This window comes from Actinospineispora spinosispora DSM 44797 (assembly GCF_000429025.1).
Classification (GTDB): Bacteria; Actinomycetota; Actinomycetes; order Mycobacteriales; family Pseudonocardiaceae; genus Pseudonocardia; species Pseudonocardia spinosispora.
In genome coordinates, this window is the sequence record NZ_KE386836.1 from 217,490 (window position 1) to 241,004 (window position 23,515).

24 protein-coding genes and 1 pseudogene are annotated in these 23,515 nt (G+C 68.9%); 10 read left to right on the top strand and 15 right to left on the bottom strand.

Features of this window, described 5'->3' with window-relative positions:
- Window positions 1-182: 182 nt before the first annotated feature.
- Window positions 183-1,877 (top strand): annotated as a pseudogene (locus tag G406_RS52390) (MFS transporter); the annotation flags it as partial.
- 828 nt (window positions 1,878-2,705) lie between these two features.
- Here the strand turns inward: G406_RS52390 and G406_RS0138095 are convergent.
- A complete protein-coding gene (locus tag G406_RS0138095) occupies window positions 2,706-3,398 on the bottom strand; it encodes a TetR/AcrR family transcriptional regulator (protein WP_028937923.1) in 693 nt (230 codons plus the stop codon).
- Between the two features lie 55 nt (window positions 3,399-3,453).
- Between G406_RS0138095 and G406_RS52395 the strand changes: the two genes are divergently transcribed.
- Together G406_RS52395 and G406_RS0138105 are read left to right on the top strand one after the other, a co-directional pair.
- Window positions 3,454-4,833, top strand: coding sequence for an MFS transporter (locus tag G406_RS52395; protein ID WP_051343234.1), 1,380 nt, complete (start codon window positions 3,454-3,456; stop codon window positions 4,831-4,833).
- The gene (locus G406_RS0138105) at window positions 4,830-5,669 is read left to right on the top strand and encodes an SDR family oxidoreductase (protein WP_028937924.1); all 840 of its coding nucleotides are present in this window, start codon (window positions 4,830-4,832) and stop codon (window positions 5,667-5,669) included. The genes G406_RS52395 and G406_RS0138105 overlap by 4 nt, the downstream gene beginning before the upstream one ends.
- An 80-nt stretch (window positions 5,670-5,749) precedes the next feature.
- Here G406_RS0138105 and G406_RS0138110 read toward each other — a convergent pair whose 3' ends face one another.
- The 10 genes from G406_RS0138110 to G406_RS0138155 form a co-directional block, all read right to left on the bottom strand.
- Complete coding sequence (locus tag G406_RS0138110) at window positions 5,750-6,241, bottom strand: cupin domain-containing protein (protein WP_245607361.1); 492 nt, start codon at window positions 6,239-6,241, stop codon at window positions 5,750-5,752.
- A gap of 17 nt (window positions 6,242-6,258) precedes the next feature.
- Window positions 6,259-7,797, bottom strand: a complete 1,539-nt coding sequence (locus G406_RS0138115) for an amidase (RefSeq protein WP_028937926.1) — start codon at window positions 7,795-7,797, stop codon at window positions 6,259-6,261.
- A gap of 108 nt (window positions 7,798-7,905) precedes the next feature.
- A complete protein-coding gene (locus G406_RS0138120; protein ID WP_028937927.1) occupies window positions 7,906-9,207 on the bottom strand; it encodes a cytochrome P450 in 1,302 nt (433 codons plus the stop codon).
- 66 nt (window positions 9,208-9,273) lie between these two features.
- A complete protein-coding gene (locus G406_RS0138125) occupies window positions 9,274-9,711 on the bottom strand; it encodes a DoxX family protein (protein WP_028937928.1) in 438 nt (145 codons plus the stop codon).
- 80 nt (window positions 9,712-9,791) lie between these two features.
- A complete protein-coding gene (locus G406_RS0138130; protein WP_028937929.1) occupies window positions 9,792-10,577 on the bottom strand; it encodes an ESX secretion-associated protein EspG in 786 nt (261 codons plus the stop codon).
- Entirely contained in the window at window positions 10,577-11,794 is a 1,218-nt protein-coding gene (locus G406_RS0138135; protein ID WP_028937930.1) for a PPE domain-containing protein, read from the bottom strand. The genes G406_RS0138130 and G406_RS0138135 overlap by 1 nt, the downstream gene beginning before the upstream one ends.
- 18 nt (window positions 11,795-11,812) lie before the next feature.
- Window positions 11,813-12,418: a DUF3558 family protein gene (locus G406_RS56340; RefSeq protein ID WP_169736866.1), complete on the bottom strand. Its 606-nt coding sequence runs from the start codon at window positions 12,416-12,418 to the stop codon at window positions 11,813-11,815.
- Window positions 12,415-12,777: a PE domain-containing protein gene (locus G406_RS0138145; protein WP_028937932.1), complete on the bottom strand. Its 363-nt coding sequence runs from the start codon at window positions 12,775-12,777 to the stop codon at window positions 12,415-12,417. Before G406_RS0138145 ends, G406_RS56340 begins: the two co-directional genes overlap by 4 nt.
- A gap of 55 nt (window positions 12,778-12,832) precedes the next feature.
- Window positions 12,833-13,012, bottom strand: a complete 180-nt coding sequence (locus G406_RS0138150) for a DUF397 domain-containing protein (RefSeq protein WP_028937933.1) — start codon at window positions 13,010-13,012, stop codon at window positions 12,833-12,835.
- Between the two features lie 17 nt (window positions 13,013-13,029).
- The gene (locus G406_RS0138155) at window positions 13,030-13,608 is read right to left on the bottom strand and encodes a DUF5753 domain-containing protein (RefSeq protein WP_342666271.1); all 579 of its coding nucleotides are present in this window, start codon (window positions 13,606-13,608) and stop codon (window positions 13,030-13,032) included.
- Between G406_RS0138155 and G406_RS0138160 the strand changes: the two genes are divergently transcribed.
- The 4 genes from G406_RS0138160 (at window position 13,519) to G406_RS0138175 (ending at window position 15,486) form a co-directional block, all read left to right on the top strand.
- Complete coding sequence (locus G406_RS0138160; protein ID WP_028937935.1) at window positions 13,519-13,887, top strand: hypothetical protein; 369 nt, start codon at window positions 13,519-13,521, stop codon at window positions 13,885-13,887. The genes G406_RS0138155 and G406_RS0138160 overlap by 90 nt on opposite strands.
- Before the next feature lie 51 nt (window positions 13,888-13,938).
- Window positions 13,939-14,082 (top strand): hypothetical protein, encoded by a 144-nt coding sequence (locus G406_RS57530; RefSeq protein WP_156935368.1) that lies wholly within the window; start codon window positions 13,939-13,941, stop codon window positions 14,080-14,082.
- Window positions 14,079-14,963 (top strand): ATP-grasp domain-containing protein, encoded by an 885-nt coding sequence (locus G406_RS0138170; RefSeq protein WP_028937936.1) that lies wholly within the window; start codon window positions 14,079-14,081, stop codon window positions 14,961-14,963. The genes G406_RS57530 and G406_RS0138170 overlap by 4 nt, the downstream gene beginning before the upstream one ends.
- Window positions 14,964-15,036: 73 nt before the next feature.
- Window positions 15,037-15,486 (top strand): DUF3592 domain-containing protein, encoded by a 450-nt coding sequence (locus G406_RS0138175; RefSeq protein WP_169736867.1) that lies wholly within the window; start codon window positions 15,037-15,039, stop codon window positions 15,484-15,486.
- 72 nt (window positions 15,487-15,558) lie between these two features.
- Here G406_RS0138175 and G406_RS0138180 read toward each other — a convergent pair whose 3' ends face one another.
- Together G406_RS0138180 and G406_RS0138185 are read right to left on the bottom strand one after the other, a co-directional pair.
- Window positions 15,559-16,089: a TetR/AcrR family transcriptional regulator gene (locus G406_RS0138180; RefSeq protein ID WP_028937938.1), complete on the bottom strand. Its 531-nt coding sequence runs from the start codon at window positions 16,087-16,089 to the stop codon at window positions 15,559-15,561.
- Entirely contained in the window at window positions 16,086-16,415 is a 330-nt protein-coding gene (locus G406_RS0138185; protein ID WP_028937939.1) for a DMT family transporter, read from the bottom strand. Before G406_RS0138185 ends, G406_RS0138180 begins: the two co-directional genes overlap by 4 nt.
- Before the next feature lie 137 nt (window positions 16,416-16,552).
- On the opposite strand from G406_RS0138185, the gene boxC reads away from it, so the two are divergent.
- Both boxC and boxB read left to right on the top strand, forming a co-directional pair.
- Window positions 16,553-18,256 (top strand): 2,3-epoxybenzoyl-CoA dihydrolase, encoded by a 1,704-nt coding sequence (gene boxC / locus G406_RS0138190; protein ID WP_084216685.1) that lies wholly within the window; start codon window positions 16,553-16,555, stop codon window positions 18,254-18,256.
- A 72-nt stretch (window positions 18,257-18,328) separates the two neighbouring features.
- Window positions 18,329-19,741 carry a benzoyl-CoA 2,3-epoxidase subunit BoxB gene (gene boxB / locus G406_RS0138195; protein ID WP_028937941.1) on the top strand — a complete coding sequence of 471 codons (1,413 nt, stop codon included), beginning with the start codon at window positions 18,329-18,331 and terminating at the stop codon, window positions 19,739-19,741.
- Window positions 19,742-19,786: 45 nt separating this feature from the next.
- Here boxB and G406_RS59215 read toward each other — a convergent pair whose 3' ends face one another.
- Window positions 19,787-20,371: a CGNR zinc finger domain-containing protein gene (locus tag G406_RS59215; protein ID WP_037080718.1), complete on the bottom strand. Its 585-nt coding sequence runs from the start codon at window positions 20,369-20,371 to the stop codon at window positions 19,787-19,789.
- A gap of 58 nt (window positions 20,372-20,429) precedes the next feature.
- Between G406_RS59215 and G406_RS0138205 the strand changes: the two genes are divergently transcribed.
- Window positions 20,430-21,251 (top strand): alpha/beta fold hydrolase, encoded by an 822-nt coding sequence (locus tag G406_RS0138205; protein ID WP_028937942.1) that lies wholly within the window; start codon window positions 20,430-20,432, stop codon window positions 21,249-21,251.
- 91 nt (window positions 21,252-21,342) lie between these two features.
- Here the strand turns inward: G406_RS0138205 and G406_RS54970 are convergent, their stop codons facing one another.
- Window positions 21,343-23,511, bottom strand: coding sequence for a glutamate-5-semialdehyde dehydrogenase (locus G406_RS54970; RefSeq protein ID WP_084216686.1), 2,169 nt, complete (start codon window positions 23,509-23,511; stop codon window positions 21,343-21,345).
- Between the last annotated feature and the right edge of the window lie 4 nt (window positions 23,512-23,515).

The window sequence follows — 23,515 nt, forward strand, 5'->3', positions numbered from 1 at the left end:
CGCGATCACCGGTAAGGGTATGTGACATCGCTCAAGTGGGTGGCATACGTTGCATTCCACAACTAACCTGTTCCTGTCGCAGCCCGTACCCGAGGCACGAATGTGGCTTTGGAGACCTTGAACGTCCCTAAAGCCACATTCGTGCCGCGTGACGGTGGTGCGCGGTGACGGGAGGGGAACGGATGGCTGACGTCCTGGCCGAGACGAGGAGCCCGCGCCGGTGGTCTCGGGATCACCCTGGCTACAAGTGGGTCGCACTGTCCAACACGACGGTCGGCATGTTGTTGGCGATGATCAACTCGTCGATCGTGCTGATCTCGCTGCCGGCGATCTTCCGGGGGATCGGGCTGGATCCGCTGGCGCCGGGCAACATCAGCTACCTGCTGTGGATGATCATGGGGTTCCTGCTGGTCTCCGCCGCGCTGGTGGTGACCCTGGGACGTCTCGGCGACATGTACGGCCGGGTCAAGATCTACAGCATGGGCTTCGTGGTCTTCGCGGTGTCCTCGATCGCGCTGGCTCTCGTCCCGTTCTCCGGCGGGGCCGGCGCGCTGTGGCTCATCGGCTGGCGCGTCGTGCAGGGCATCGGCGGCGCGATGCTGTTCGCCAACTCGACCGCGATCCTCACCGACGCCTTCCCGGCGCACCAGCGCGGTATGGCTCTGGGCACCAACCAGGTCGCCGCGATCGCCGGTTCGTTCCTCGGGCTGGTCATCGGCGGTGTGCTCGCCGAATGGCACTGGCGCTCGGTGTTCTGGGTCAGCGTGCCGATCGCGATCATCGGCGCCATCTGGTCCTACCGCTCGCTGCACGAGCAGGGAGAGCGCAAGGTCGGCAAGATCGACTGGTGGGGCAACGTCACGTTCGCCATCGGCCTGACCGTGCTGCTCGCCGGCATCGTCTACGGCATCAACCCCTACGGCGGCCACTCCACCGGCTGGACGAACCCCTGGGTGCTCGCCGGCGTCATCGGCGGCGTGGTGATCCTCGCCGGGTTCTGTGTGCTGGAGACCCGGGTCGCCGAGCCGATGTTCCACATCCAGCTGTTCCGGGGGCGCCTGTTCGCGCTCGGCAGCCTCGCCGGGCTGATGGCCTCGATCGGCCGGGGTGGCCTGCAGTTCATGCTGATCATCTGGTTGCAGGGCATCTGGCTGCCGCTGCACGGCTTCGACTACGAGTCGACGCCGCTGTGGGCCGGCATCTACCTGTTGCCGCTGACCGTCGGGTTCCTGGTCGCCGGGCCGGTGTCCGGCGTGCTGTCCGACCGGTACGGCACCCGCGCGTTCGCCACCGTCGGGCTGCTGATCGTCGCCGGGACGCTGGTCGGGCTGATGGTGATCCCGGCGGACTTCCCGTACTGGCTGTTCGCCACCCTGCTGGTGATCAACGGCATCGGCTCCGGCCTGTTCACCGCGCCCAACACCTCAGCCGTGATGAGCGCGGTGCCCGCCGGTCAGCGCGGCGCCGCGTCCGGCATGCGCGCGACGTTCCTGAACTCCGGCTCCGCGCTGTCCATCGGCATCTTCTTCACCATGATGATCGTCGGGCTCGCCGGTACGTTGCCCGGCGCGCTGAGCAGCGGTCTGCGTGCGCAGGGTGTGCCGGGCGCGGTGGCCGACCAGGTGGCCGGGCTGCCGCCGGTCGGCAGCCTGTTCGCGGCGTTCCTCGGGTTCAACCCGATCCAGGAGCTCCTCGCCCCGAGCGGTGTGCTGAACCAGCTGCCCGCCGCCAACGTCGCGACCCTGACCGGCAAGGAGTTCTTCCCCCAGCTGATCTCCGGGCCGTTCCAGCACGGGCTGTACGCCGCGTTCATGGCCGCGCTCATCATGACGCTCGTCGGTGCTGTGGCGTCCGCGCTGCAGGGCCGGAGCAAGGTCGAGGAGATCGTGGAACCGGTCGCCGCCGTCGGCCCCGGCCCAGGTGCCGCGCCGGTGCCGGTCGCGGCCGGTCCGGAAGGGGAGAACCTCGGCGAGTTCGTGCGCGACTTCGAACGGGACTTCCGCGCCGAGTTCGGGCACGAGCGGGAACCCGAGGCGCGGCACGCACCGATGACCGAACCGCTCCCGGTCCGGCGCGACACCCACTACGACGACCCGGACGGGCTCAAGGACCGCCTGTTGAGCGTGCTGCTCGACGATCCGCGGGGTGTCCTGCGAGCGTTGGGACGGCTGGAGTCGAGCACCGACGAGATCCACCAGCTGCGCGAAGCCCTCGACGGACATCGGCAGCTGCTCGCCGCGGCCGCACGACAGCTCAGGGCAGCGGGCCTGACCCAGGCGCAGGTGGCCCGCCTGTCCGGCGGTAGCCACCGCGAGCTGCTGGCCCTGCTCGGCGAAACCCCGACCCCAGCCCCAAGACCCGCCACAGTCTGGACAGACCCCCGACCCACGTGAGTGGCCCATCGTGAGTGGCAAGGGTGTCTACCGCGAAGCGGCGCGAAGCGTAGGCGCTCGGAGCACTCACGACACGCTTTTCGTCGTGAGTGATCCGGGCGCCTATAGGCGCCCTTGCCACTCACGAGTCGACGGCGAAGCCGAGATGCCTTGGAGCCGGGTACGGGGTTGCGCGTAGGGAGAGTGCACAGCCTCGGGGTCCCTCGTGAGTGCTGAGGCCGCCTATAGCCGGTCTACGCACTCACGACGAAAAGCGTGTCGTGAGTGCGTAGACCGGCTACGCTTCGCGCCGCTTCGCGGTAGACGGCCTCATCACTCACGAGGGGAGGTTAGGCCTTTCAGGAGAGTGGTGAGGAGCCAGCGGGCTCGTTCGTCGCCGTCGCCCGTGACCAGGGCGTCGCGCAGGCGGTGGGTGTGCGGGTAGCGCTGGGCGGGCAGCTCGGCGAAGGTCGCGCGCAGACCGGCGATCACCGACTCCTCCTGGTCACCGCGCCGCAGGTGGGCGGAGTGTTCCAAGGCGGCCGCGTTGACGTACAGGGACAGCTGGTCGACCGCCCAGGCCGCCGCCTGGTCGTCGACGCCGCCTCTGGCCAGCAGCCCGAGCAGCACCTCGGTGAAGGCCAGGGAGTTCGGCCCGGTCGGGATCGCGCCGAGTGCGGCGTCCGCGATGCCGCCGTGCTCGCCGATCACGGTGATCGCGTGCAGTAGCAGGTCGATCAGCTCGGTGTCCCACTCGGCGGTCGGGGCGTCCAGGTCCGGTAGGCGCAGCTCGCCGAGGACGTGGTCGTACACGTCGGCGAGCAGTTCGTCACGGTTGGCGAAGTAGACGTACAGCGAGCCCGCCGCCGTATCCAGCGCGGTGGCGAGCTTGCGCATGGTCAGGCGGTCGAGGCCGTCGGTGTCGAGTATCCCGATCGCGGCCTCGACGATTCCGGTCCTGGTCAGCGGCGGTTTCGCCGGCCGGGACCGGCGACTCACCGGCTCGCTGTCTCGCGGGGTCGACATGTCGCCGACCCTATCGGTTCGACGCAGACGCCGTTCGTAACGTACACTGTTCGTTATGAACACTGTTCGTGACAAACGTCGTTCAGAACCGAAAGGAGAGACCAGACACTGGTGGGTGCTCGCCGTCGTGCTCGCGGCATCGGTGATGGACCTGCTGGACAGCACGGTCGTCAACGTCGCCGCACCTTCGATCAGCGCTGAGCTGGGCGGTGGGGTCGCGGTGGTCGCCTGGTCGTCGGCCGGTTACACGCTGGCCTTCGGGGTGCTGCTGGTGATCGGCGGCCGGCTCGGCGACCGCTGGGGTCGGCGCCGGCTGTTCCTGCTCGGCGCGACCGGGTTCACGGTGGCATCGCTGGGCTGCGGCCTCGCGCCGACCGCGACGGTGCTGATCCTGACCAGGGCGCTGCAGGGCGCGTTCGGCGCGTTGCTCATCCCGCAGGGGCTCGGTCTGCTCAAGGCGGCGTTCCCGCCGGACCGCACCGGGCGGGCGTTCGCGGCGTTCGCACCGGTCATGGCGATCGCCTCGGTGTGCGGACCGCTGCTCGCCGGCCTGCTGATCGACCTCGACCTGTTCGGTTCCGGCTGGCGGATGATCTTCCTGATCAACCTGCCGATCGGCGTGGCCACGGTTGCCGCGGGTCTGCGCTGGCTCCCCGGGGACCGCCCGGACCCGACGGTGCACGTCGATCCGATCGGCGCCGCACTGCTCGCTCTCGCGTCGTTGCTCACGATCTTTCCGCTGATCCAGGGCCCGCGCGCCGGCTGGCCGGCCTGGAGTGTGCTCACCCTCGGCGCTGCCGCCGCGACGTTCGTCGGGTTCTGGCACCGGCAACGCCGGGCGGCGCACCCGATCATCGTGCCCACCCTGTTCGCCAACCGTGCCTACACCGCCGGGCTGGGTTTCGGGGTCGCGTTCTTCGCGGTGGTCGGTGGTCTGCTGCTGGTCCTGCCGCTGTTCCTGCAGACCGTGCTGCACTACTCGCCGTTGCGGGCGGGGCTGATCGGTCTGCCGATCTCGGTCGGTGTCGCGGTGGCCTCCATCCTCGGCAGGAGGTTCGCCGGGCGACGGCTGATCCTCGGCGGCGCGGTGGCCGTCTCGGCCGGTGCCGTGCTGCTGGCCGCCGTGGTCGACCACCGCACCGGCGCGCTCGCGCTGCTGGGCCCGTGCCTGCTCATCGGGCTCGGCATGGGTTCGGTGTTCGGACCGCTGTACACGGTGATCCTCGGCTCGGTCGGCGACCGCGAGCTGGGCAGCGCCTCCGGCTCGCTGTCGGCGGTCGTGCAGCTCGCGTCCGCGTTCGGCGTCGCGCTGCTCATCACGGTGTACGCCCAGGGCGCGATGGTGCTCAGCTGCCTCGTCGCCGCCGCGCTGGCGCTGCTCGGCGCCGGCCTCGCTCTTCTCTTCCCCACCACCCTTCCCGGAGGTAGACCATGACCATCCTGATCACCGGTGCCCGAGGCGCCGTCGGTGCGGGCCTGCTGCGCCGGCTGCACGGCCACGAGGTGCGTGCCGCCAGCCGCGTCCCGGAACAGCTCGGCGTCCCGGCCGTCGAGCTGGACCTGTCGCGGCCCGAGACGTTCGCGCCCGCGCTGGCCGGCGTCCGCGGTGTGTTCCTGTACGCGGAACCCGCCGGTATCACCGAGCTGCTGCACGCCGCCGAGTCCGAGGGTGTCGAACAGATCGTCCTGCTGTCCTCGGCCGCCGTGGCTGAGTCCGGCACCGACGCGCTGGCCCACCACCACCTGCTCGTCGAGCAGGCGGTGCTCGCGGCGAACGTCCGCACCACCCTGCTGCGACCCGGTGCCTTCGACAGCAACGCGCTGGGCTGGTGCGAGCCGATCCGGACGGGGCGCCCGGTCGAGCAGGCCTACCCGGACGCCCGGATCGCACCGATCCACGCCGAGGACATCGTCGACGTCGCCGAGCTGGCGATCACCACCGACAAGCTGGACGGTCAGGCGATCACCCTGGTCGGCCCGGAGTCGCTGAGCTTCCGCGAGCAGCTGGCCATCCTCGGCGACCTGCTCGGCAGACGGATCGAGATCACCGAGCTGACCCACGAGCAGGGCCTGGCGCAGCTGTCCCGCTACATGCCGGCTCCGGCGGCCGAGTCGCTGCTGGGCTACTGGGCCGCGTCCCTCGACGGCCCGGCGAGCACCACCGACGCCGCCGAGCGCATCACCGGCATCCCCGGCCGCACGTTCCGCACCTGGGCGACCGAGAACCTCGCGGCCTTCCGGCGAAACCTCGTGAGTGCTGAGGGCGCCTAGCCGCAGGTTAAGACCCGTGAGTGGCGAGTGGTCCCAGGGGACCACTCGCCACTCACGGGTTCTTACCTGCGGCTCAGCACTCAGGAGGTGCGGGCGGCCTTCCAGGGGGGACTCATCAGGAAGTACGTGTCGTAGCGCTCCTGGTCGTCGAGCAGGCTCTCCGCCGTCGACTCGCCCCGGGCGATCCGGCCCAGGTGACGGAAGTACTCGAACCGCTCCACCCCGGGCGTGATCACGATCAGGATCTCCGCGGTCTGCCCTGGCGTGGCGCCGAACGCGTGCGCCATGCCGGGCGGCACCACGACCAGGTCACCCTGGGTCGCGGTGCGCACCTGGTCGCCCACCAGCACGTCCACCGAACCGGACAGCACGTAGAACATCTCGGCGGACAGCTCGTGCGTGTGCGGAACCGCGCCGTCCGCCCCGACGCCGAGCGTCACCCGCTGGGTGCTCAGCGCGCCGCCGGTGTCCGGGCTGTCGGCGAGCAGCTGGATGCTGGCCGTCGGGTTGGTGAGCATCTCGGCGTCCACCGAACGCACCACGACAGCGGTAAATGACGAAGGCCCGGACACCGGCAGCTCCTCTGCAGCTACACCCCCGGCGGAGCGGGGAACCCGTTGACGGCCCGCTCGAACGCGTGCGCCACCCGAAGAACCGTGGCGTCGTCGAATTGCTTGCCGACAATCATCATGCCAACCGGACGGCCGTCCGACAGCCCTGCCGGCACAGAACACGCCGGATGGCCGGTCACATCGAACGGACAGGTGTTGCCCACCATCTCCAACGCACGCTCGATGATCTCCTCGCGCGCCGCGTCGGGCCCTGGGATGACGCTCGCGGAGATCGGCGTCGTCGGCATGACCAGCACGTCGAACATCGCCAGCGCATCGTCGTAGGCCTTCGCCAGGGTGACCGCCAGGTTCTGCGCCATCGCGTAGTGCCGGTTGTGCGCCTTGCCCCGCGAGTAACCGGCCGCCAGCATGAGCAGCTGCACGGTCTCGGAGAACCGGTTCGGCGCGGACCGCCACTGCTCGCCGTAGTGCCCGATCAGCTCGGGGTCGTAGCGCCCCTTCCAGTTCAGCCCGTAGCCGTTGCTCTCGATCATCTGCGCGAACGTGCCCTCGACGCCGATGACGTCCCAGATCCGCGCGCCGTGCAGGTGCCACGGAATGGACACCTCGTCGGCGCTCAGCCCGGCCTCGCGCAGCGTCTCGACGGCCGTGCGCACCGTCGAGTCGACGCCCGGGTCGGAGTTGGGCCGCCCGAAACCTTCGGTGACCACGCCGACCCGCAGCCCGTGCGCCGAGCCGGTCACGGTGGCGAGCAGCTCGTCGACGTCGAGCCCGGCCAGCCCGGTGGGCTGCCGGGGGTCGAGGCCGTCCGCGCCGGACAGCACGGCGAGCAGGGTGGCGACGTCGGTGACCGTGCGCCCCATCGGCCCGAGGTGGTCGATCGTCTGCTCGATCGGGAACGCCCCGGTGTACGGCACGAGCCCGTGCGTCGGCTTGTGCCCGACGATGCCGGTGAACGACGCCGGCATGCGCACCGATCCGCCCTGGTCACCGCCGATCGCCAGGTCGACGAGTCCGCTCGCGACGAGCGCCGCGCACCCGCTCGACGAGCCGCCGGTGGACCGCGTCTCGTCCCACGGGTTGCGCACCGGACCGGTGCGCGAGGTGTGCGAACCGCCGGAGAAGCACAGGTCCTCACACACGGCCTTGCCGGCGACGGTCGCACCGGCCGCCAGCACCCGCCCGACGACCGTCGCGTCCTCGGCCGGGATGAACCCCTCGACGGTCGCCGACCCGTTCATCATCGGGACGCCCGCGACGGCGGTGTTGTCCTTGACCGCGATGGTGCGCCCGGCCAGTGGCCCGTCCGCCGTGCCGGTGACCTGGGTGGTCACGTACCAGGCGTTGAACGGGTTGGCCTCGCCCTCGGGCCGGGTCCACTTGCGTTCGGGAGCGCGGGGAGCGGTCTGCGCGTAGAGCTCCTCGACGACGTCCCACGACTCGAGGAGGCCCTGCACGTACGGCTGGAAGGACTTGATGTCCGCGTCGGTCAGTCCGAGGTCGAGTTCTTCGGCGACGCCGGCGAGCGCGTCGGAGTCAGGTGGCGGCAACGCCATGGCGATCTCCTCTTTGAGTCAGCACAGGGACTGCTTGAAGACGACAGAGGCAGCTGACGTTAGCCGGGGATCACTCGTTCGTGGAAGAGAAAAGGATCCTGAATCGGGTCAGGCGTGCCGGAAACGGATCGGCAGGCTCTTGAGTCCGCCGACGAAGTTCGTCTGCGTGTACCGGGGCGTCCCGTTCAGCTCGACCGAACCGAGCCGGGGCAGTAGCTCCTCGAACAGGATCTTCAGTTCGAGCCGCGCGATCATCATGCCCTGGCACTGGTGCGGCCCGAATCCGAAACCGGCGTGCTTGCCCCGGTCGACGGTCACATCGAAATCGTGCGAGTCGGGCCCGAATTTCTCCTCGTCGCGGTTTGCCGAGGGGAAGCACAGCATGAACCGGTCACCCTCGTGGACCGTCTGGCCGCGCACCTCGGCGTCCTGTACCGCGGTGCGCATGAAGTGCTTGACCGGCGAGACGTACCGGATCGACTCCTCGACCAGCCGGTCCACCAGCGACATGTCGTTCTGGACGAGCCGCAGCTGGTCCGGGTTCTCGATCAACGCGAGCATCGCGCCGACCAGCGTCGCCGACGTGGTGTCGTGGCCCGCCGTGGCGATCGCGATGTACTCACCGTTGGCGTAGCGCTCGTCGATGAACTCGCCGTCGATCTTGCTGTTGGCGATGATGGACAGCAGGTCGTCGGTCGGGTTGGCCCGACGGTCCATGGTGTGCTGGTGGAAGTAGGCGTTGAAGTCGGCGACCGCCGCTGTCCACATCCGGGCCGCCGCGTCCGGGGTCATCGCGACCTCGGCGCGCTGCTCCTCGGGGTCGTTCGTGCCGAAGAACTCCTGGGTCAGCTTCATGACCTTGGGCTCGTCCTCCGGCGGCAGCCCGAACAGTGTCATGATCACCCGCAGCGGGTAGAGCAGCCCGAAGTCCTTGGCGAAGTCGCACTCGCCGTCGTAGTCGAAGAGCCGGTCCACCTCACGTTTCGCCAGACCTCTGACCTGCTCGGCGAACTGCTTGACGTTGCCCGGCCGGAACCACGGGTTGATCAGCCGGCGGATCGTCGTGTGCTCGGGCGGGTCCATGTAGGTGACGACGTCGATGCTGCGGATCGACCCGCCGGTCAGTGACCGGATGAACGCGTCGTCGGCCTGGCTGTTCAGGATCGGGTTCTTCGGCGCGTTGGCGAAGATCTCCGGGCGACGTTCGATCGAGATGAGGTCGTCGAACTTGGTCACCAGATGGATCGGGTCGAACCCGTCGAGCTGCGCGACGCCGAGCGGGTTGTTCTTGCGCAACCAGGCGAACGCCGGGTAGGTGACGTTCTTCTCATCCGTGTAGGACTCCGGCAGGACCGCCGCCCTGGCGACGTCGTCGGGGATCAGGGCGGCAGACTGCTGTGTGGTGGTCATCACACGGAGACTAGGGCCGAAGAGCTCTCCCTTTGGGGGTGTACGCCCACCCCAGAAGGGGCGTCTTCAGGCCGCGACCGGGGTGCGCCTGCTGTTCAGTGCGTGGTCGACGCTGAACTTCCCGGCGCCGGCAGCGGCGAGCAGCAGTCCGCCGACCGCGATGACCCCGACCAGCTCCCAGCCGCCGGACCCGACGAACACGCCGTTGCCGCCGTGCACCAGCGCGATCGCGCCCAGCATGTCGAGCACCACGAGCACGCCGACGAGCGTGGTCAGTGCGCCGAGGACGATCAGGATGCCGCCGCCCAGCTCGACGACGGAGGCGTACGCGGCGGACACCGGCGGCGCCGGGATGCCCATCTTGGTGAAGCCCGCGGTGGTCGCGGCGAAACCGTTGGTGACCAGCTTCTGCCAGCCGTGCGCGATCAGGACGACGCCCAGGACGACGCGGGCGACGAGCAGCGCGATGTCGTTGATCGGGCCGGGTAGCGGACGGGTGAGCACGGTGCCTCCAGGTTCGATGAACTCTCAACTACATGAAGGCTACGCGCGCTCCCGGATACCGGCCACCGGCGTGGCGGTGATCACTGAAGGTTCTCGACCAGCTCCCGCCACTGCAGCAGCAGCCGGTTGGCGTCGGTGGGACCCATCGTGACCGTGGTACCCCGGCGCAACATCATGAAGTAGCCCTCGCCCGCGCTGTGGAAGGCGATCACCCACGGCCCGCGCCGCTCCGGCGCACCGAACCGCGCGGTGGCGCCGAGCTGGCCGCCGAACGTGGTCGCGCTGCTCATCCGGGCGAGCGCGTTGGCGTCCTGGGCGGGCACCCCGAGCTCGCGCAGCCGGTCGGCGAGCGTCCAGAAACTGTTGTCGGTCGTCGCCGCGATGGCCTTGTCGAGAAGGTCCACCGGGATGTTCACCTGCGGCCCCACCCCCGGCGTCATCGGGCCGGGCAGGCTCAGCAGGCTCGCCGCGACCCGGGAGGAGTCCATCTCGAGCAGGGTGATCGGCCCGAGGCCGTCGTTGCTGACCGCGATGACCCCGTCGCCGCCGGCGATCCCACCGAGCCCGAGCACCGGCCGCCCGTACGGGCCGGTGAACCGGATGTCGATCTGATAGTCCGACCGCGACAGCACACCGAGCAGCTGCGCGAGACGCTGACCAGGGTGTACCCCGTCGGACAGCCCGCGCTCGGCGAGCCCGGCGATCGCCTCGGTGAACTGGCGGCGGGTCTCCTCGATCTGGTCCACGGTCCCGTCCGGGTGCCGCATCCGCAGCAGGAACGGCGGCTCGCCCAGGGTGAGGGCTTCCCAGCAGGCAAGGAACTCGACGGGTTCGAGCTGGACCGCGGCCGGCCAGTTGATGTCCATCAGCAACCTCGCTGGAATCGGAGCAGGTACTCGGCGTCGATGACGGCGGGCACGTAGTCGAGCTCCTCGTCGGGAATCTTGAACGGTGAGTCGTCCGGGATGAACGTGTTGTTGCGGTGCTCCCTGCCCTCACCGCGCACCCCGGCGCCGCCCGGCCCACCCATCGGCATCGCCCCCGGACCGGCCGGACGACCTGACGCGCCGGAACCGGCCGGTTCCGCGACACCGGCGCCATAGCCGGGACGCTGACCCAGCATCTCCTCGCCACGTGCGGCGAGCGGGCGCACGGCCGGCGCCCCGGACCGGTAGCCGGGCCGCACTGGAGCGGGCCGGTGAGCAGGGGTGTAGCCGCCGGCCGGGGCGGTGATACCGCCGGGACCGCCGCCCGGCGCGGTACCGCTGTGCGGGACCGCACCGCCGGAACCCACCGGCGGGATCAGCGGAGACGGAGGCGGCGGCGTGGAGGAGCTGATCCCCGTGTGACCGGGCGGAACGGGCATGCCGCCGCCCTTCGACCCGCCGCCGCTGTCACCGGCGCCACCGCCACCGGCGCCGGCCGGGCCCCCGCCGGCAGACGGCTCCGCACCACCACCGCCACCGGGCGGCATCGAAGCGCCGCCACCCGACGGCGGCTGCCCGGCACCACCCGGCGAACCGGTGAGCGAGGCAGTCGCACTATTGGTGACCTGCGGGACGTCCCCCGGATCGGCGAACGCGTTGATCGCACCCGTGGTCGTCGACTCGTGATGACGGAGCGCGGCGATCGCGGCCGCCGCCGCATCCTGGTTCCGCTTGATCGCGACCGAGTGATCGGTGGACATCCCGAAGAACTCACGCACCTGGTCCAGATCGGTCAACGGAGGCACCGGCACCGGCGCGGCCACCGCGTTCTTCAGGTTCACGAACGAGTCCGCATACGCCTGGACCTGGCCCCCACCCACCGAACCGGCCTGCGACCCCTTGTTCGCCCACGCACCGAGCTGCGTCATCGCCGCCGCCGCCGACTCAGCCGCCTGCCCCTGCCAGGTCTGCCCCGTCGAGCTGATCTCCCGCTGGATGCGTTCCCCCGCACCACTCAGCAACGGAGCGAACTTCTTCAACCCGTCCGAAGCCGGAGTGACCACCGTGACCCCCGGCCCGGTGTGCAGCTGCGTGTAGAGCTCCCGCAGACCGAACGTCTCGTTGCCGGTGCACTTGTCCGCGCCGAATGAAGCCACCGTGTCCCCCCGAATCGATCAGTGAGCGAGCTTGCGAAGGTTGGCGACAGCCATCTCGCCGACTTTGGCCGCCTGCTGACAGGCCACCTGCTGGTTGATCCCCGGAAGGTCGCCAGGCAGGTTGTCGTAGGTGACGGCGAGACTCTGGCCGGCCGCAACATCGATATGGATGATGCAGGCCCTGTCAGGCCTCGGAGCGTTGTCCGGAGCGGACTGCAGCGCGGTGAAGCCACCGACTTTGATCATCTCGTAGCCGGTGCTGGCGCCGAGGTAGTACTCGGTTCCCTGCCCGGGGATTGTCCGGATGCTCCACGTGTTGCTCGGCCCAACACCGTTAACCCATGCGCAGCTTGTAGCGCCGAATTCCTCGGGATCAGGATTGCGCATGGCGGGGCCTAGGAGGAGTTGATCCTCCTGAGCAGGGTTGAGGAGGCTGCACGGATCAACGTTGTCCAGTCGCAACTCCGCCGGGCGTGGTGGCAGTGGTGGCCGGGTGGATGCCGGAGGTGATGTGGGCGGAGGCGCAGGCGTGCTGGTCTCGGCTGGGCCCGAACCACAGCCAGCCAGGCCGACTGTCAGTGCGACCAAAGCACCGGGCAGCCACCGCACACGTTTCCGGATCACCGCTGCACCGAGCCAGCGAGCCCGTTGCGCTGCTGATAGCCGGGACTGAACTTTCGGAACGATGCCACTATCTCTTCTTCACTGTGGCCGTAGCGCTTCGCTGCGTCAGCCAGCGCTCGGGCGGTGGCATCCAGCTCGTCCACATAGTCCTGGACCCGCCGCTTGTAGGAATCGATCTTGGTGTTGAAACCATCGGCGGCACGTGGTGATACGGGATCCTCGGCAGCTTTCCCTACCTTGAAGTTCAGCGTGAAAACCGTCTTGCTTCTGAGCGCAGCGACTTCGGACTGAAAGACGTTGTGGAGTTGCAAGACGTTCTCGGGGGTCACCGTCATGCCCGCGATCACCGTGGAGGCCATAGCCCGAAACGGTAGCGGGATGCTCCTGCGCGGGTGAGCGGATCCGGGATATTCGTTATATATCGCGCTTGAGCGACCGCAAGAAGTCGGTCCAGGCCGGGGTGGCGAAGGTCAGGATCGGGCCCGCGCCGCGCTGCTTGGTGTCGCGCACCAGGCAGGTTTCAGGTGTCTCGGCAACCTCGACGCAGTCCTCGGAGCCGCCGTTGCTGTAGCTGCTCTTGTGCCAGCGGATCATCGGACACCTCCAGTGATCTAGCCGATGTCGCGCAGCCGCGCCTCCAAGATGCGGAGGGACTCTCGCTCCGAGGCTGCGGCCACCTGCGCCTTGGTAAAGGCGACTCTATACCGCTCGATGTCCTCGGCGGCATCTCGATAGAGCGCGTCGGTGAACGCTTCCACGTAGACCACGGTGAGTTGGGGATCGACCAGGTCGAGGATTGTGAAGTCTCTGCCGAGTGCTCCGTACGCACCGGAGCTGAACGGCAATATCTGCAGCGTGACCTGCGGAAACTCAGCTACCTGAAGCAGGTGTCCGATCTGCTCGAGGTGGGCCTCCCGGCCGCCAACTGGTCGGTGCAATGCGGCTTCGCCGAGCACCACCCACATGTTGGCCCGATCGCCGGTGAATCGATCGATCCGACGCGCTCTGTCAACGGCCATCTGATCGATCTCAGCTGGAGAGAAGTCTGAGGGCCCGGAGGCGAGCAAAGCCCGAGCGTATGCCTCGGTCTGGAGTGCCCCATGGATCAGCTCGCCTCGGTGGATGCTGATCGTGGCGGCGGTTCGCTCCAGCTCAAGGTAGGTGCGGGCATATTCTCGGACCGGCTGCAGGGCCCCCTTGCGGCGAGCCTCGCGGCCGAGTTCTCGCAGCTGAGCGGCGTCGTCGTCGGGGACGTCGTAGAGGTCGATCAGGCGGTCCAGTTCGGCGGCGGCGATCGTGACGCCGCCGGATTCGAGTTTGGACAGCTTCGAGGAGTATCAGTCCAGCGCGTCGAGGACCTCTTTGGTCTTGCGGCCGCTCGCGGCGCGGTGGCGGCGCAGCAGCATGCCGAGCTGCAGTCTCTGGACGCGACGCGGCGCCGGCTCTGGAGTCCCCATGTGCATATTTGATCACAAGAGGACACTATTCTCAACCAGTAATTACTGGTTACAGTCTCCGCCATGACTGAGACCATCGTCTATCACGAACCGTGCCGCGAGCAGCCGGCGACGCGGTGGAGCTATTCGCACGAGCTGCAGCTGGCCGTCGACCCGCACGGCTGTCCGATGCTGGATCTGCTGGGCGTCGAGTGGGTGGATGAGTGACCGTCCTGGTCCTGGCCAGGGAACGCGATGCGTCGGCGGATCGTCTCGTCCGGGCGCTGCAGCGGCGCGATTCGGAGGTGTTCCGGGCTGATCTGCGCTGGTTTCCGTCCGAGCTCAGCGTCGCGGCCCGGCTCGTCCGGGGGCGTTGGGACGGGGTGCTGACCACCCGGCACCGTGCTGTGCGGCTGGATGCGGTGCGGGCGGTGTGGTGCCGGGATCCGGGCAGTTTCGGGTTCGCCTCGGAGCTGTCCGTCGGGCGGCGCGCGCAGGCGTTCGACCAGGCCCGCCTCGGTCTCGGTGGTCTGCTCGCCTGCCTCGCCGACACCGGGGTGCTGTGGGCGAACGACCCGGACCGGGCCCGGGACGCCGACTATCCGCCGCGTCAGCTCGCCGTCGCGGCGTACTGCGGTCTGGTCGTGCCGCGCACGCTGGTGACCAACGATCCGTTGTCGGTGCACGATTTCGCGCGCAGCGGCGAGCGCGGTGTGCGGGGGCGTTCCTTCGGTCGGTCGCTGGACTACACCGGGAACCTCGACGAGCTGGCCGATGTGGCGCTGACCGCGCACCTGTTCTCCGAACGCGTCGAGACCGACCACATCATTCGGGTGATCATGGTGGCGGGACGGCTTTTTCCGGTGGCGCTGCGGCCCGGTCGGCGGTTCGATCCGATGGTTCTCCCGGTCGACGTCGGCGCGGCGCTGCGTCGTTACCAGGCTCGGCTGGCCCTGCCGTACCTGGTCGTCGACCTCGCCGCGACGACCGCCGGCCAGCACGTGTTCCTGCGTTCGACCACCGGCGCCCGCTACGGCCGTCTCGAGTCGGCGACCGACATACCGGTCACCGAGTCGATCGCCGAGCTGCTGACAGATACGGTTCGGTGACTACCTGGTGTAACAAGTAATGAACTCTCCGCTCCGGGCGACATGTTCTTATCCACGACCCAAGGGGACAGACGTGCCGATTGGACGCAAGTTACGGATCAGCAGCGCCGTGTGCGTCGTCGCGGGTGTGGTGCTGGTCGTCGGGGCGGTCGTCCTGCGCGGCTCCGGACCGGCGATCGCCGCCGGCTGTCTCGGTGCGGTGTTCCTCGTCGCGGCGGCGGCGCTCTACGTGGTCGACCGGACCATGACCCGGCGGACGGCGTGGCTGCGGGAGAACGGCCGGGAGATCTGGGCCGAGGTCACGAAGGTCGAACCGGACACCCACGTCACCCACAACAACCGGCCCACCTACTTCGTGCACGCGACCTGGCGCGACATCGACGGCAGCACCCACACCGCGCGCAGCCGCCGCCTCCTGCGCAACCCCGCGCTGGTCCTGTACACCCGCCGCAGGGTCAAGGTCTACGTCCACCCGAAGAACCCCGACCACACCTACGTAGACATCCCCGGCCTGACCGCCTGACCCCATGATCACCACCGCCTCAGGGCTGATTTTCGCGCCGGAAACAGCCCTCAGACGGTGATGATCATGGGGTCAGTCGAGAATGAGGTGCAGGACGGCCGCGAACTGGTCGGCGGTGGGAGGGTGCTCGGTGATCAGGCCCTGCAGGAGCAGGCCGTCGCAGGCGGCCAGCGCGGCGGCGATCGCGGTGTCGTCGCTGGTCCAGGTTCGCAGCACCTCCTCCAGGGTGGTCAGCCAGAGTTTCACCGCTGGGCGCAGCTCGGGGCGTCGCGCGGCCAGCAGGTAGGCCTCGTAGGACGTCGTCGTCCTACCCAGCTCGTCGGCGCTCAGGTAGTGGGCCAGGCATACGGCCAGCTCGTCGATGCTGCACAGCCCGGTGCGCGCGGACGCGGCGAACTCCTCGGTGCACGCGGTGAGCACGGCGGCCAGCAGGTCGTTCATCGTCGGGAAGTAGTAGGTACCCGCCGTGGCCGCGACGCCGGCCTCCTTGCCGACGGCGCGGTGGGTCAGCGCGGCGACGCCGTCGCGTTCGGCGACCCGCACGGCGGCCTCCAGTAACTGTGCGCGGCGGGCCTGGCCGCGCAGTAAGCGTCCGTCGGTCATGCCGAGGGCGCCCCTCCCATCTCCAGCGCGACGACACCGACGATCAGTGCCCCGATGCCGGCCACCTGCACCCAGGTCAGCGAGTCACCGAGGAACAGCGCACCGATCATCGCAACCAGCGCCAGCCCGCACGCCGCCCACACCCCGTACGCGACGCCGAGCGCCATCCCGCGCGCCAGCACCAGGCTGAACAGCCAGAACGACACCAGGTAGCCGACCACCACGAAGATCGACGGGACCAGTTTCGAGAAGCCGTCGGACAGCCGCAGGTTCACCGTGGCGAACACCTCGCAGACGATCGCGCCGATCAGCAACAGCCAGGGCACAGGTACCTCCAGGTCGTGAACTCCAAACTACTTGAACAAGTGTCGCACATTTTTTAGTTTCTACACATACTTGACGGATGACCAAAGTTCTGTAGAGTTTCGAGCAGACTCCCACCACCCAGGAGGCGAACGAGGCAATGCCGCCAACAGAGCCGCCCACCGAGCCCACGACCGAACCCGTGGTCGACTTCCGTACCCGGCCCGACCGGTATCGACACTGGAAGCTCGACGTCGACGGAGAGGTCGCCTACCTGCGGCTCGACGTCGCGGAGGACGGCGGCCTCGTCCCCGGCTACGAGCTGAAGATGAACTCCTACGACCTCGGTGTCGACATCGAGCTGTACGACGCGACGCAGCGGCTGCGCTTCGAACACCCCGAGGTTCGTGCCGTGGTGGTGACCAGTGCGAAGGACCGTAACTTCTGCGCCGGCGCGAACATCCGGATGCTGGCGCAGTCCAGCCATCCGTGGAAGGTGAACTTCTGCAAGTTCACCAACGAGACGCGCAACGGCATCGAGGACGCGACGGCCAACTCGGGGCAGACCTACCTCGCCGCGGTCAACGGAACGGCCGCCGGCGGTGGCTACGAGCTGGCGCTGGCCTGCGACAAGATCCTGCTGATCGACGACAACTCGTCCTCGGTGTCACTGCCCGAGGTTCCGCTGCTCGGCGTGCTGCCCGGCACCGGCGGCCTGACCAGGGTCACCGACAAGCGGCGGGTGCGTAAGGACCGGGCGGACGTGTTCGCCACGAAGTCCGAGGGGGTGCGCGGCAAGCAGGCCGTCGAGTGGAAGTTCGTCGACGAGGTCATCCCGAAGCGCAGCTGGGACGAGACCATCGCGCAGCGCGCCGCCGAGGCCGCCGCCGGTTCGAAACGCCCGACCGACGCGCGGGGTGTCGAGCTACCGGACCTGGAGCCGCAGCGGTCCGACACCGAGATCCGCTACCGGCACGTGCGCGCCACGCTGGACCGTGAGCAGCGCCAGGTGGAGATCACCGTGCTCGGGCCGGACGGTGACGTCCCGGACACCGTCGAACGCGTGCACGAGCTGGGCGCCGACTTCTGGCCGCTGGCCATGACCCGCGAGCTGGACGACCTGATCCTGTGGCTGCGGGCCAACGAGCTGGAGCTGGGCACCTGGATCATTCGCACGAAGGGTGACGTCGAGGACGCGCTGGCGTTCGAGCGGGTCATCGAGCAGTACTCCGGCGAGGACTGGCTGGTCAACGAGATCCGGCACTACTTCAAGCGGGTGCTCAAGCGGCTCGACGTGACGTCCCGGTCGCTCATCGCGCTCATCGAGCCAGGCTCCTGCTTCGCCGGTGCGCTGCTGGAGCTGGCGCTGGCCTGCGACCGTCAGTACATGCTCGACGGCACCCTGGACGACGAGAACAGCGAACAGGGTGACGAGGCGCAGCTGGTGCTGTCCGCGTCGAACTTCGGCACCTTCCCGATGTCCAACGGGCTGTCCCGGCTCGGCTCCCGTTTCTACGGCGACGACGACTACACCGCGAAGCTGCGCCAGGAGACCTCCCGGCGGATCCTCGCCGTCGAGGCACTGGACATGGGTCTGGTCACCGATGCTCCCGACGACATCGACTGGGAGGACGAGGTCCGGATCATGCTGGAGGAGCGCGCCTCGCTGTCGCCGGACGCGCTGACCGGCATGGAGGCCAACCACCGGTTCGTCGGCCCGGAGACCATGGAGTCGCGGATCTTCTCCCGGCTCACCGCCTGGCAGAACTGGATTTTCGTCCGACCCAACGCCTCCGGCCCGAACGGCGCACTGCGCCGCTACGGAACCGGGAAACGAGCCGACTTCGACCGCAAACGTGTCTGAACCTCCCGTGAGTGATTTCGGCTGCCATAGCAGCCCAAATCACTCACGGCCTGAACGCCCTGCGAGGCAACGATGAGCATTGACTACAGCGAGAAGATCCCCAACAACGTCGATCTCGCGGGCGATCGCAAGCTGCAGCGCGCCCTGGAGTCCTGGCAGCCCAACTTCCTGAGCTGGTGGAAGACGATGGGGCCGGCCGTCCCCACCGAGGACGTCTACCTGCGGACCGCGGTGGACGTCGGGCGTGACGGCTGGGCGCACTTCGGTCACGTGGCGATGGAGGAGTACCGCTGGGGCGTGTTCCTCTCCGAACGCAACCACGACCGCAAGATCGCGTTCGGCGAGCAGAAGGGTGAGCCGGTCTGGCAGCAGGTGCCCGGTGAGTACCGCGCCGACCTGCAGCGGCTGATCGTCATCCAGGGTGACACCGAGCCTGCATCGGTCGAGCAGCAGCGCCGGTTGGGGGAGTCCGCGCCGTCGCTGTACGACCTGCGCAACCTGTTCCAGGTCAACGTCGAGGAGGGCAGGCACCTGTGGGCGATGGTGTACCTGCTGCACGCCTACTTCGGCCGCAACGGCCGCGAGGAGGCGGAGGCGCTGCTGCAGCGCAACTCCGGTGACCTCGACTCGCCGCGCATCCTCGGCGCGTTCAACGAGGAGACGCCGGACTGGCTGTCGTTCTTCATGTTCACCTACTTCACCGACCGGGACGGCAAGTACCAGCTCGGCACGCTGAAGGAGTCCGCGTTCGACCCGCTGTCCCGGACCTGCGACTTCATGCTCCGCGAAGAGGCGCACCACATGTTCGTCGGCACCACTGGCGTCGACCGGGTGGTCGCCCGCACCGCCGAGCTGATGCGCGAGCACGACACCGAGGAGATCGCCGCGCACGGCGGCATCCCGCTGGACGTGATCCAGAAGTACATCAACTTCCACTACTCGGTGTCGCTGGACCTGTTCGGTTCCGAGCAGTCCACCAACGCGGCGAACTACTTCACCGCCGGGCTCAAGGGCCGCTGGCAGGAGGAACGCCGCAAGGACGATCACGTGCTGACCGAGGACGGCGCCCAGATGGACGTCGTGCGCGACGGTCAGCTCGGCACCGAGGAGGTCTCGGCGCTGCTCGCGCTGAACCACGACCTGCGCCTCGAATACGTCAAGGACTGCCAGAGCGGCATGAAGCGGTGGAACCGGGTGCTGGAGAAGTCCGGGCTGGACCACCGGTTGTCGCTGCCGCACGTCGGGTTCAACCGGCAGGTCGGGCTGTTCGGCGAACACCACATCACGCCGGCGGGCAACGTGGTCAGCGCCGATGCGTGGGAGGCCAAGCAGGACGCCTGGCTGCCCACCGAGGCCGACAAGACGCACATCAAGTCGCTCATGCGTCCGGTGTACGAGCCGGGCAAGATCGCCGGTTGGATCGCGCCGCCGTCCAACGGCATCAACAACAAGCCCGTCGACTACGAGTACGTCCACCTCGCCTGATCAGCAGCCGTGAGTGGCGAGTGGTCCTATAGGACCACTCGCCACTCACGGCTGCTTGGCCCTGTGGCGGCGGGCTTTGGCGCGGTTTCCGCAGGTCGCCATCGAGCACCAGCGCCTGCGTCTGGTCGGCGACAGGTCCAGGTACAGCCACGAGCAGGCCTGGCATACCCGCACGGCCTTCGCGTCGGCGCTGGTCAGCAGCGTTGCGGTGGTCAGCGCGATGCGGTGGGCGAGCACGTCCACGCCCGCCTCGGCCATCGGCACCGTCCACACGTCCGGTTCGCCGGGCCTCCCGGACAGCCGCGCGCAGGCGTACGCGCCGCGCACGTCGGCCTCCACCCGGGACCGCGCGGCCGCATCCGGCTCCTCGCCGAGAGCGGCCGCCGACAGGTACGCGTGCAGCGCTTCCCGCTGTTCACGCAGCCGATCCAGCGTCGCGTCCGTGTCCCGCGCCCCGCGGAGCGTGAGCGCCTCCTCCGGGGCGAGCAGCTCCACGGCCAGCGCCCAGTCGATCGCGTCGCCGAGCTCCACCAGGCGGTCCTTGTCGCGCACCTTCGTGCTGCCGCCCGCGGTGTTGACGAAGTCGAGCGCGGGATGCCCTCCCACGAACATCTCCGTTGCGATCTCCACTCGACTGAATCTACAGTAACCGAAAATACTGTCAATTCAGGTTACTTTTGGAGGAGTCATGACACTCGACGACTGGCCACTGCCCGAGGTGTTCGACTTCGAGGGCCAGCAGGTCCGCTGGGGTCGCATCGGTGAAGGGGACCCTCTGGTCCTGCTGCACGGCACGCCGTTCTCCTCGGTCGTGTGGCGGCGCATCGCCCCGTACCTCGCCGCGCACCGCACGGTCTACTACTTCGACCTGCTCGGCTACGGCCGGTCCGAGATGCGCGACGGGCAGGACGTGTCGCTGGGCGTGCAGAACCGGCTGTTCGCCGCGCTGCTCGACCACTGGGGCCTGGACCGTCCGGACGTCGTCGCGCACGACTTCGGCGGCGCGACCGCCCTGCGCACGATGCTGCTGAACGACCGCCGCTACCGGACGCTGACGCTGGTCGACCCGGTGGCGATCGGCCCGTCCGGGTCACCGTTCGTGCAGGCCGCGCTGCGCCACGAACAGGCCTACGGCGAGCTGCCCGGCTACATCCACGAGGCCGCCGTGCGTGCCTATGTGCAGGGCGCCGCGCACCGGCCCCTCGCCGAGGACGATCTGATGCTCTACGTCCGGCCGTGGCTCGGTGAACAGGGGCAGGCCGCGTTCTACCGGCAGATCGCGCAGATGAGCGACCGCTACACCGACGAGATCGAGGACCGGTTCGGCGAGGTCGACTGCCCGGTCACGGTCGTGTGGGGCGAGCAGGACACCTGGATCCCCCACCAGCGCGGCCGAACGCTGGCCGACCGTATCCCGAACGCCGACTTCCATCTGATCCCCCACGCACGCCACCTGGTCCAGGACGACGCCCCCGAGGCCATCCTGGCCTCCGTGCTAGCCCGCCTCTGACCGACATTTCTTGATCACCACGGCGTGGTGGCTGATCTTTCGCCCGGAAACAGCTACCAGACCGTGGTGATCATGGTTGGGTGGAGCGGGGTCAGGAGGCCTCGGGGATCGCTTGGGCTCGGGAGGCGAACTCGTGGATCGTGGCGTCGTCGGCCTCGGCATGGGACGGCTGCTCGGGGACCGATGTCTGCACCCAGTGCTCGTCGGAGTCCGGCAGCGGAGCCTCCGGCAGCGGGACCTCGTAGCCCGGTTGCAGGCCGACGAACTCCGGTTCGTCGGCGGGCGGCGGCGCCTGCTCGGCGGCCGACTCGGTCCAGGGCAGATCGCTCGGGGACAGCCCGCTCAGGGAGAACCTGGTGGGCAGCAACTGGCCGGCGAGTATCTGGGCGGCCAGCATCTCGGCGGGCTGGAAGCCGTTGGCCGCCGGCGGGTCGTCCCCGGCCGGCTCCTCCTCGGTCTCGCTGACCGGTCCCGGCTCGGTGTGAACGGCGATCGGTTCCTGCTCGGCGACCGGAGCGGTGTAGTCGAGCGGGTCCGGCTCGGTCTGGCCGGCGAGTATCTGGGCGGCCAGCATCTCGGCGGGCTGGAAGCCGTTGGCCGCCGGCGGGTCGTCCCCGGCCGGCTCCTCCTCGGTCTCGCTGACCGGTCCCGGCTCGGTGTGAACGGCGATCGGTTCCTGCTCGGCGACCGGAGCGGTGAAGCCGAACGGGTCCGGCTCGGCCTGACCGACAAGCTCCAGGTCGTCCTGCTCCACGTGCTGGGCGACCGCGGCGACCGGCTCGGGCTCGGCGGCGGGCACCTCGGGCTCGGCGTGCCGGGGATCCTGGGGGAGGTGGTTGAAGTTCTGTGCCGAGGGCCAGGCCAGCCACTTCGTCGTGGTGAAGTCGCTCATGCCGAGCGGACCGCGCGGCCGCAGCCGTTGCGTGGAGAACGCCAGCTCGGGGTCCATGAGGTTCGTCGCGGACTGGCTGAACGTCGTCGGGGTGTTGACCGCGACGGTCGCGGCGTCGACCTGAGCGGCGAACGCGCGCGCCAGATCCATGTCGGCGCTGATCACGCACTCGGTGTGGCCGGTGCCGTGCCGGGCGATGTGCGCGATCGCGTCCCGCGACGAGTCGACCACGGCCGCGGCCAGGTGCATCGTGCGGTAGTCGCTGTCCCAGTCGTGCTCGGTCGCCTCGGTGACGCCCGGCGCCAGCGCGGCGAACCGTTCGTCGGCGTGCACGGTGACGCCGTGCTCCTGCAGCGCCGCATGGAGCTTCGGGATGAACTCCTCGGCGACGTCGGCGTGGACCAGTACCGTCTCGACGGCGTGTGACAGCGCCGCGTGCCCGACTTTGGAGTCCAGCACAACGCGGGTGGCGAGCTCGAGGTCGGCCGCGGCGTCGACGTAGATGTGGCAGTTGCCGGAGCCGATGTGCACGATCGGCACGGCGGCCTCGGGCAGCAGCTGCGCCGGGATGCCGTTCTGCAGCAGCGGGATCACCAGGTCGACGGCGCCCTTGGTGATGATCAGGCTCCGGATGACGGCCCGCTGGTGGCCGGAGACCAGCTGGATCGCGTCGGGCAGCACCTCGGTGTTCTTCAACGCGTCCCGCAGCACGCGGACCAGCGCCTTGTCGGTGTGGGTCGACGACTCGTGCGCGTCGAACAGCAGCACCGCGTTGCCGGTCTTCAGCAGCTGGCCGAGTGCCTGCACGATGATCGACGGCTGGCCCTCGTGTAGCACCGCGACCACGCCGATCGGCACCCGGATCTGGCACACCTCGACGCCGGTGCGCTGCCGGCTGCCCCGGATCACCTCACCGACCGGGTCGGGCAGCGCGGCGACGGTCTGCAGCCCGTAGGCGAGCGTTTCGAGGACGTCCTGGGTCAGCGTCAGCCGGTCGACCCTGGGCTTGATCACGCCCTGGTCCCGGGCCGCCGCGACGTCGAGTGCGTTGGCTTCGAGGATGTCGTGGCTGTGGGCGAGCAGCGCGGCGGCGAGCGCGTGCAGTGCCGCGTCCTTCTCCGGCCGCTGGAGCGATCGGAGCGAATCGGTCGCCGCCCGCGCCCGACGGGTGCCCTCGGCCACGTGCTCATGTGATTGCGATTGCAACCGAGGAGTCCAGGACGACGACACGCACCGGAGTATAAGGAATCTAGACGATCTAGGGGTTAAGGTAGGGAAGTTTGGTCCATTCAACAAAGCTTGTGTGATAAAGCATCTACTGATTTGCCTTGATAACGCGGTGGGCCGGGCTCGGTGAGCCCGGCCCACCGGC

Coding starts and splice junctions, on each gene's coding strand:
- G406_RS0138145 (WP_028937932.1), bottom strand. CDS start 12,777: ATGGCCTCCACGGTGATCGCGGGCATGACGGTGACCCCCGAGAACGTC.
- boxB (WP_028937941.1), top strand. CDS start 18,329: ATGAGCATTGACTACAGCGAGAAGATCCCCAACAACGTCGATCTCGCG.
- G406_RS0138130 (WP_028937929.1), bottom strand. CDS start 10,577: ATGGACATCAACTGGCCGGCCGCGGTCCAGCTCGAACCCGTCGAGTTC.
- G406_RS0138180 (WP_028937938.1), bottom strand. CDS start 16,089: ATGACCGACGGACGCTTACTGCGCGGCCAGGCCCGCCGCGCACAGTTA.
- G406_RS0138205 (WP_028937942.1), top strand. CDS start 20,430: ATGACACTCGACGACTGGCCACTGCCCGAGGTGTTCGACTTCGAGGGC.
- G406_RS0138115 (WP_028937926.1), bottom strand. CDS start 7,797: ATGGCGTTGCCGCCACCTGACTCCGACGCGCTCGCCGGCGTCGCCGAA.
- G406_RS57530 (WP_156935368.1), top strand. CDS start 13,939: ATGACTGAGACCATCGTCTATCACGAACCGTGCCGCGAGCAGCCGGCG.
- boxC (WP_084216685.1), top strand. CDS start 16,553: ATGCCGCCAACAGAGCCGCCCACCGAGCCCACGACCGAACCCGTGGTC.
- G406_RS0138120 (WP_028937927.1), bottom strand. CDS start 9,207: ATGACCACCACACAGCAGTCTGCCGCCCTGATCCCCGACGACGTCGCC.
- G406_RS52395 (WP_051343234.1), top strand. CDS start 3,454: ATGAACACTGTTCGTGACAAACGTCGTTCAGAACCGAAAGGAGAGACC.
- G406_RS0138160 (WP_028937935.1), top strand. CDS start 13,519: ATGGATCAGCTCGCCTCGGTGGATGCTGATCGTGGCGGCGGTTCGCTC.
- G406_RS0138105 (WP_028937924.1), top strand. CDS start 4,830: ATGACCATCCTGATCACCGGTGCCCGAGGCGCCGTCGGTGCGGGCCTG.
- G406_RS0138150 (WP_028937933.1), bottom strand. CDS start 13,012: ATGATCCGCTGGCACAAGAGCAGCTACAGCAACGGCGGCTCCGAGGAC.
- G406_RS0138095 (WP_028937923.1), bottom strand. CDS start 3,398: ATGTCGACCCCGCGAGACAGCGAGCCGGTGAGTCGCCGGTCCCGGCCG.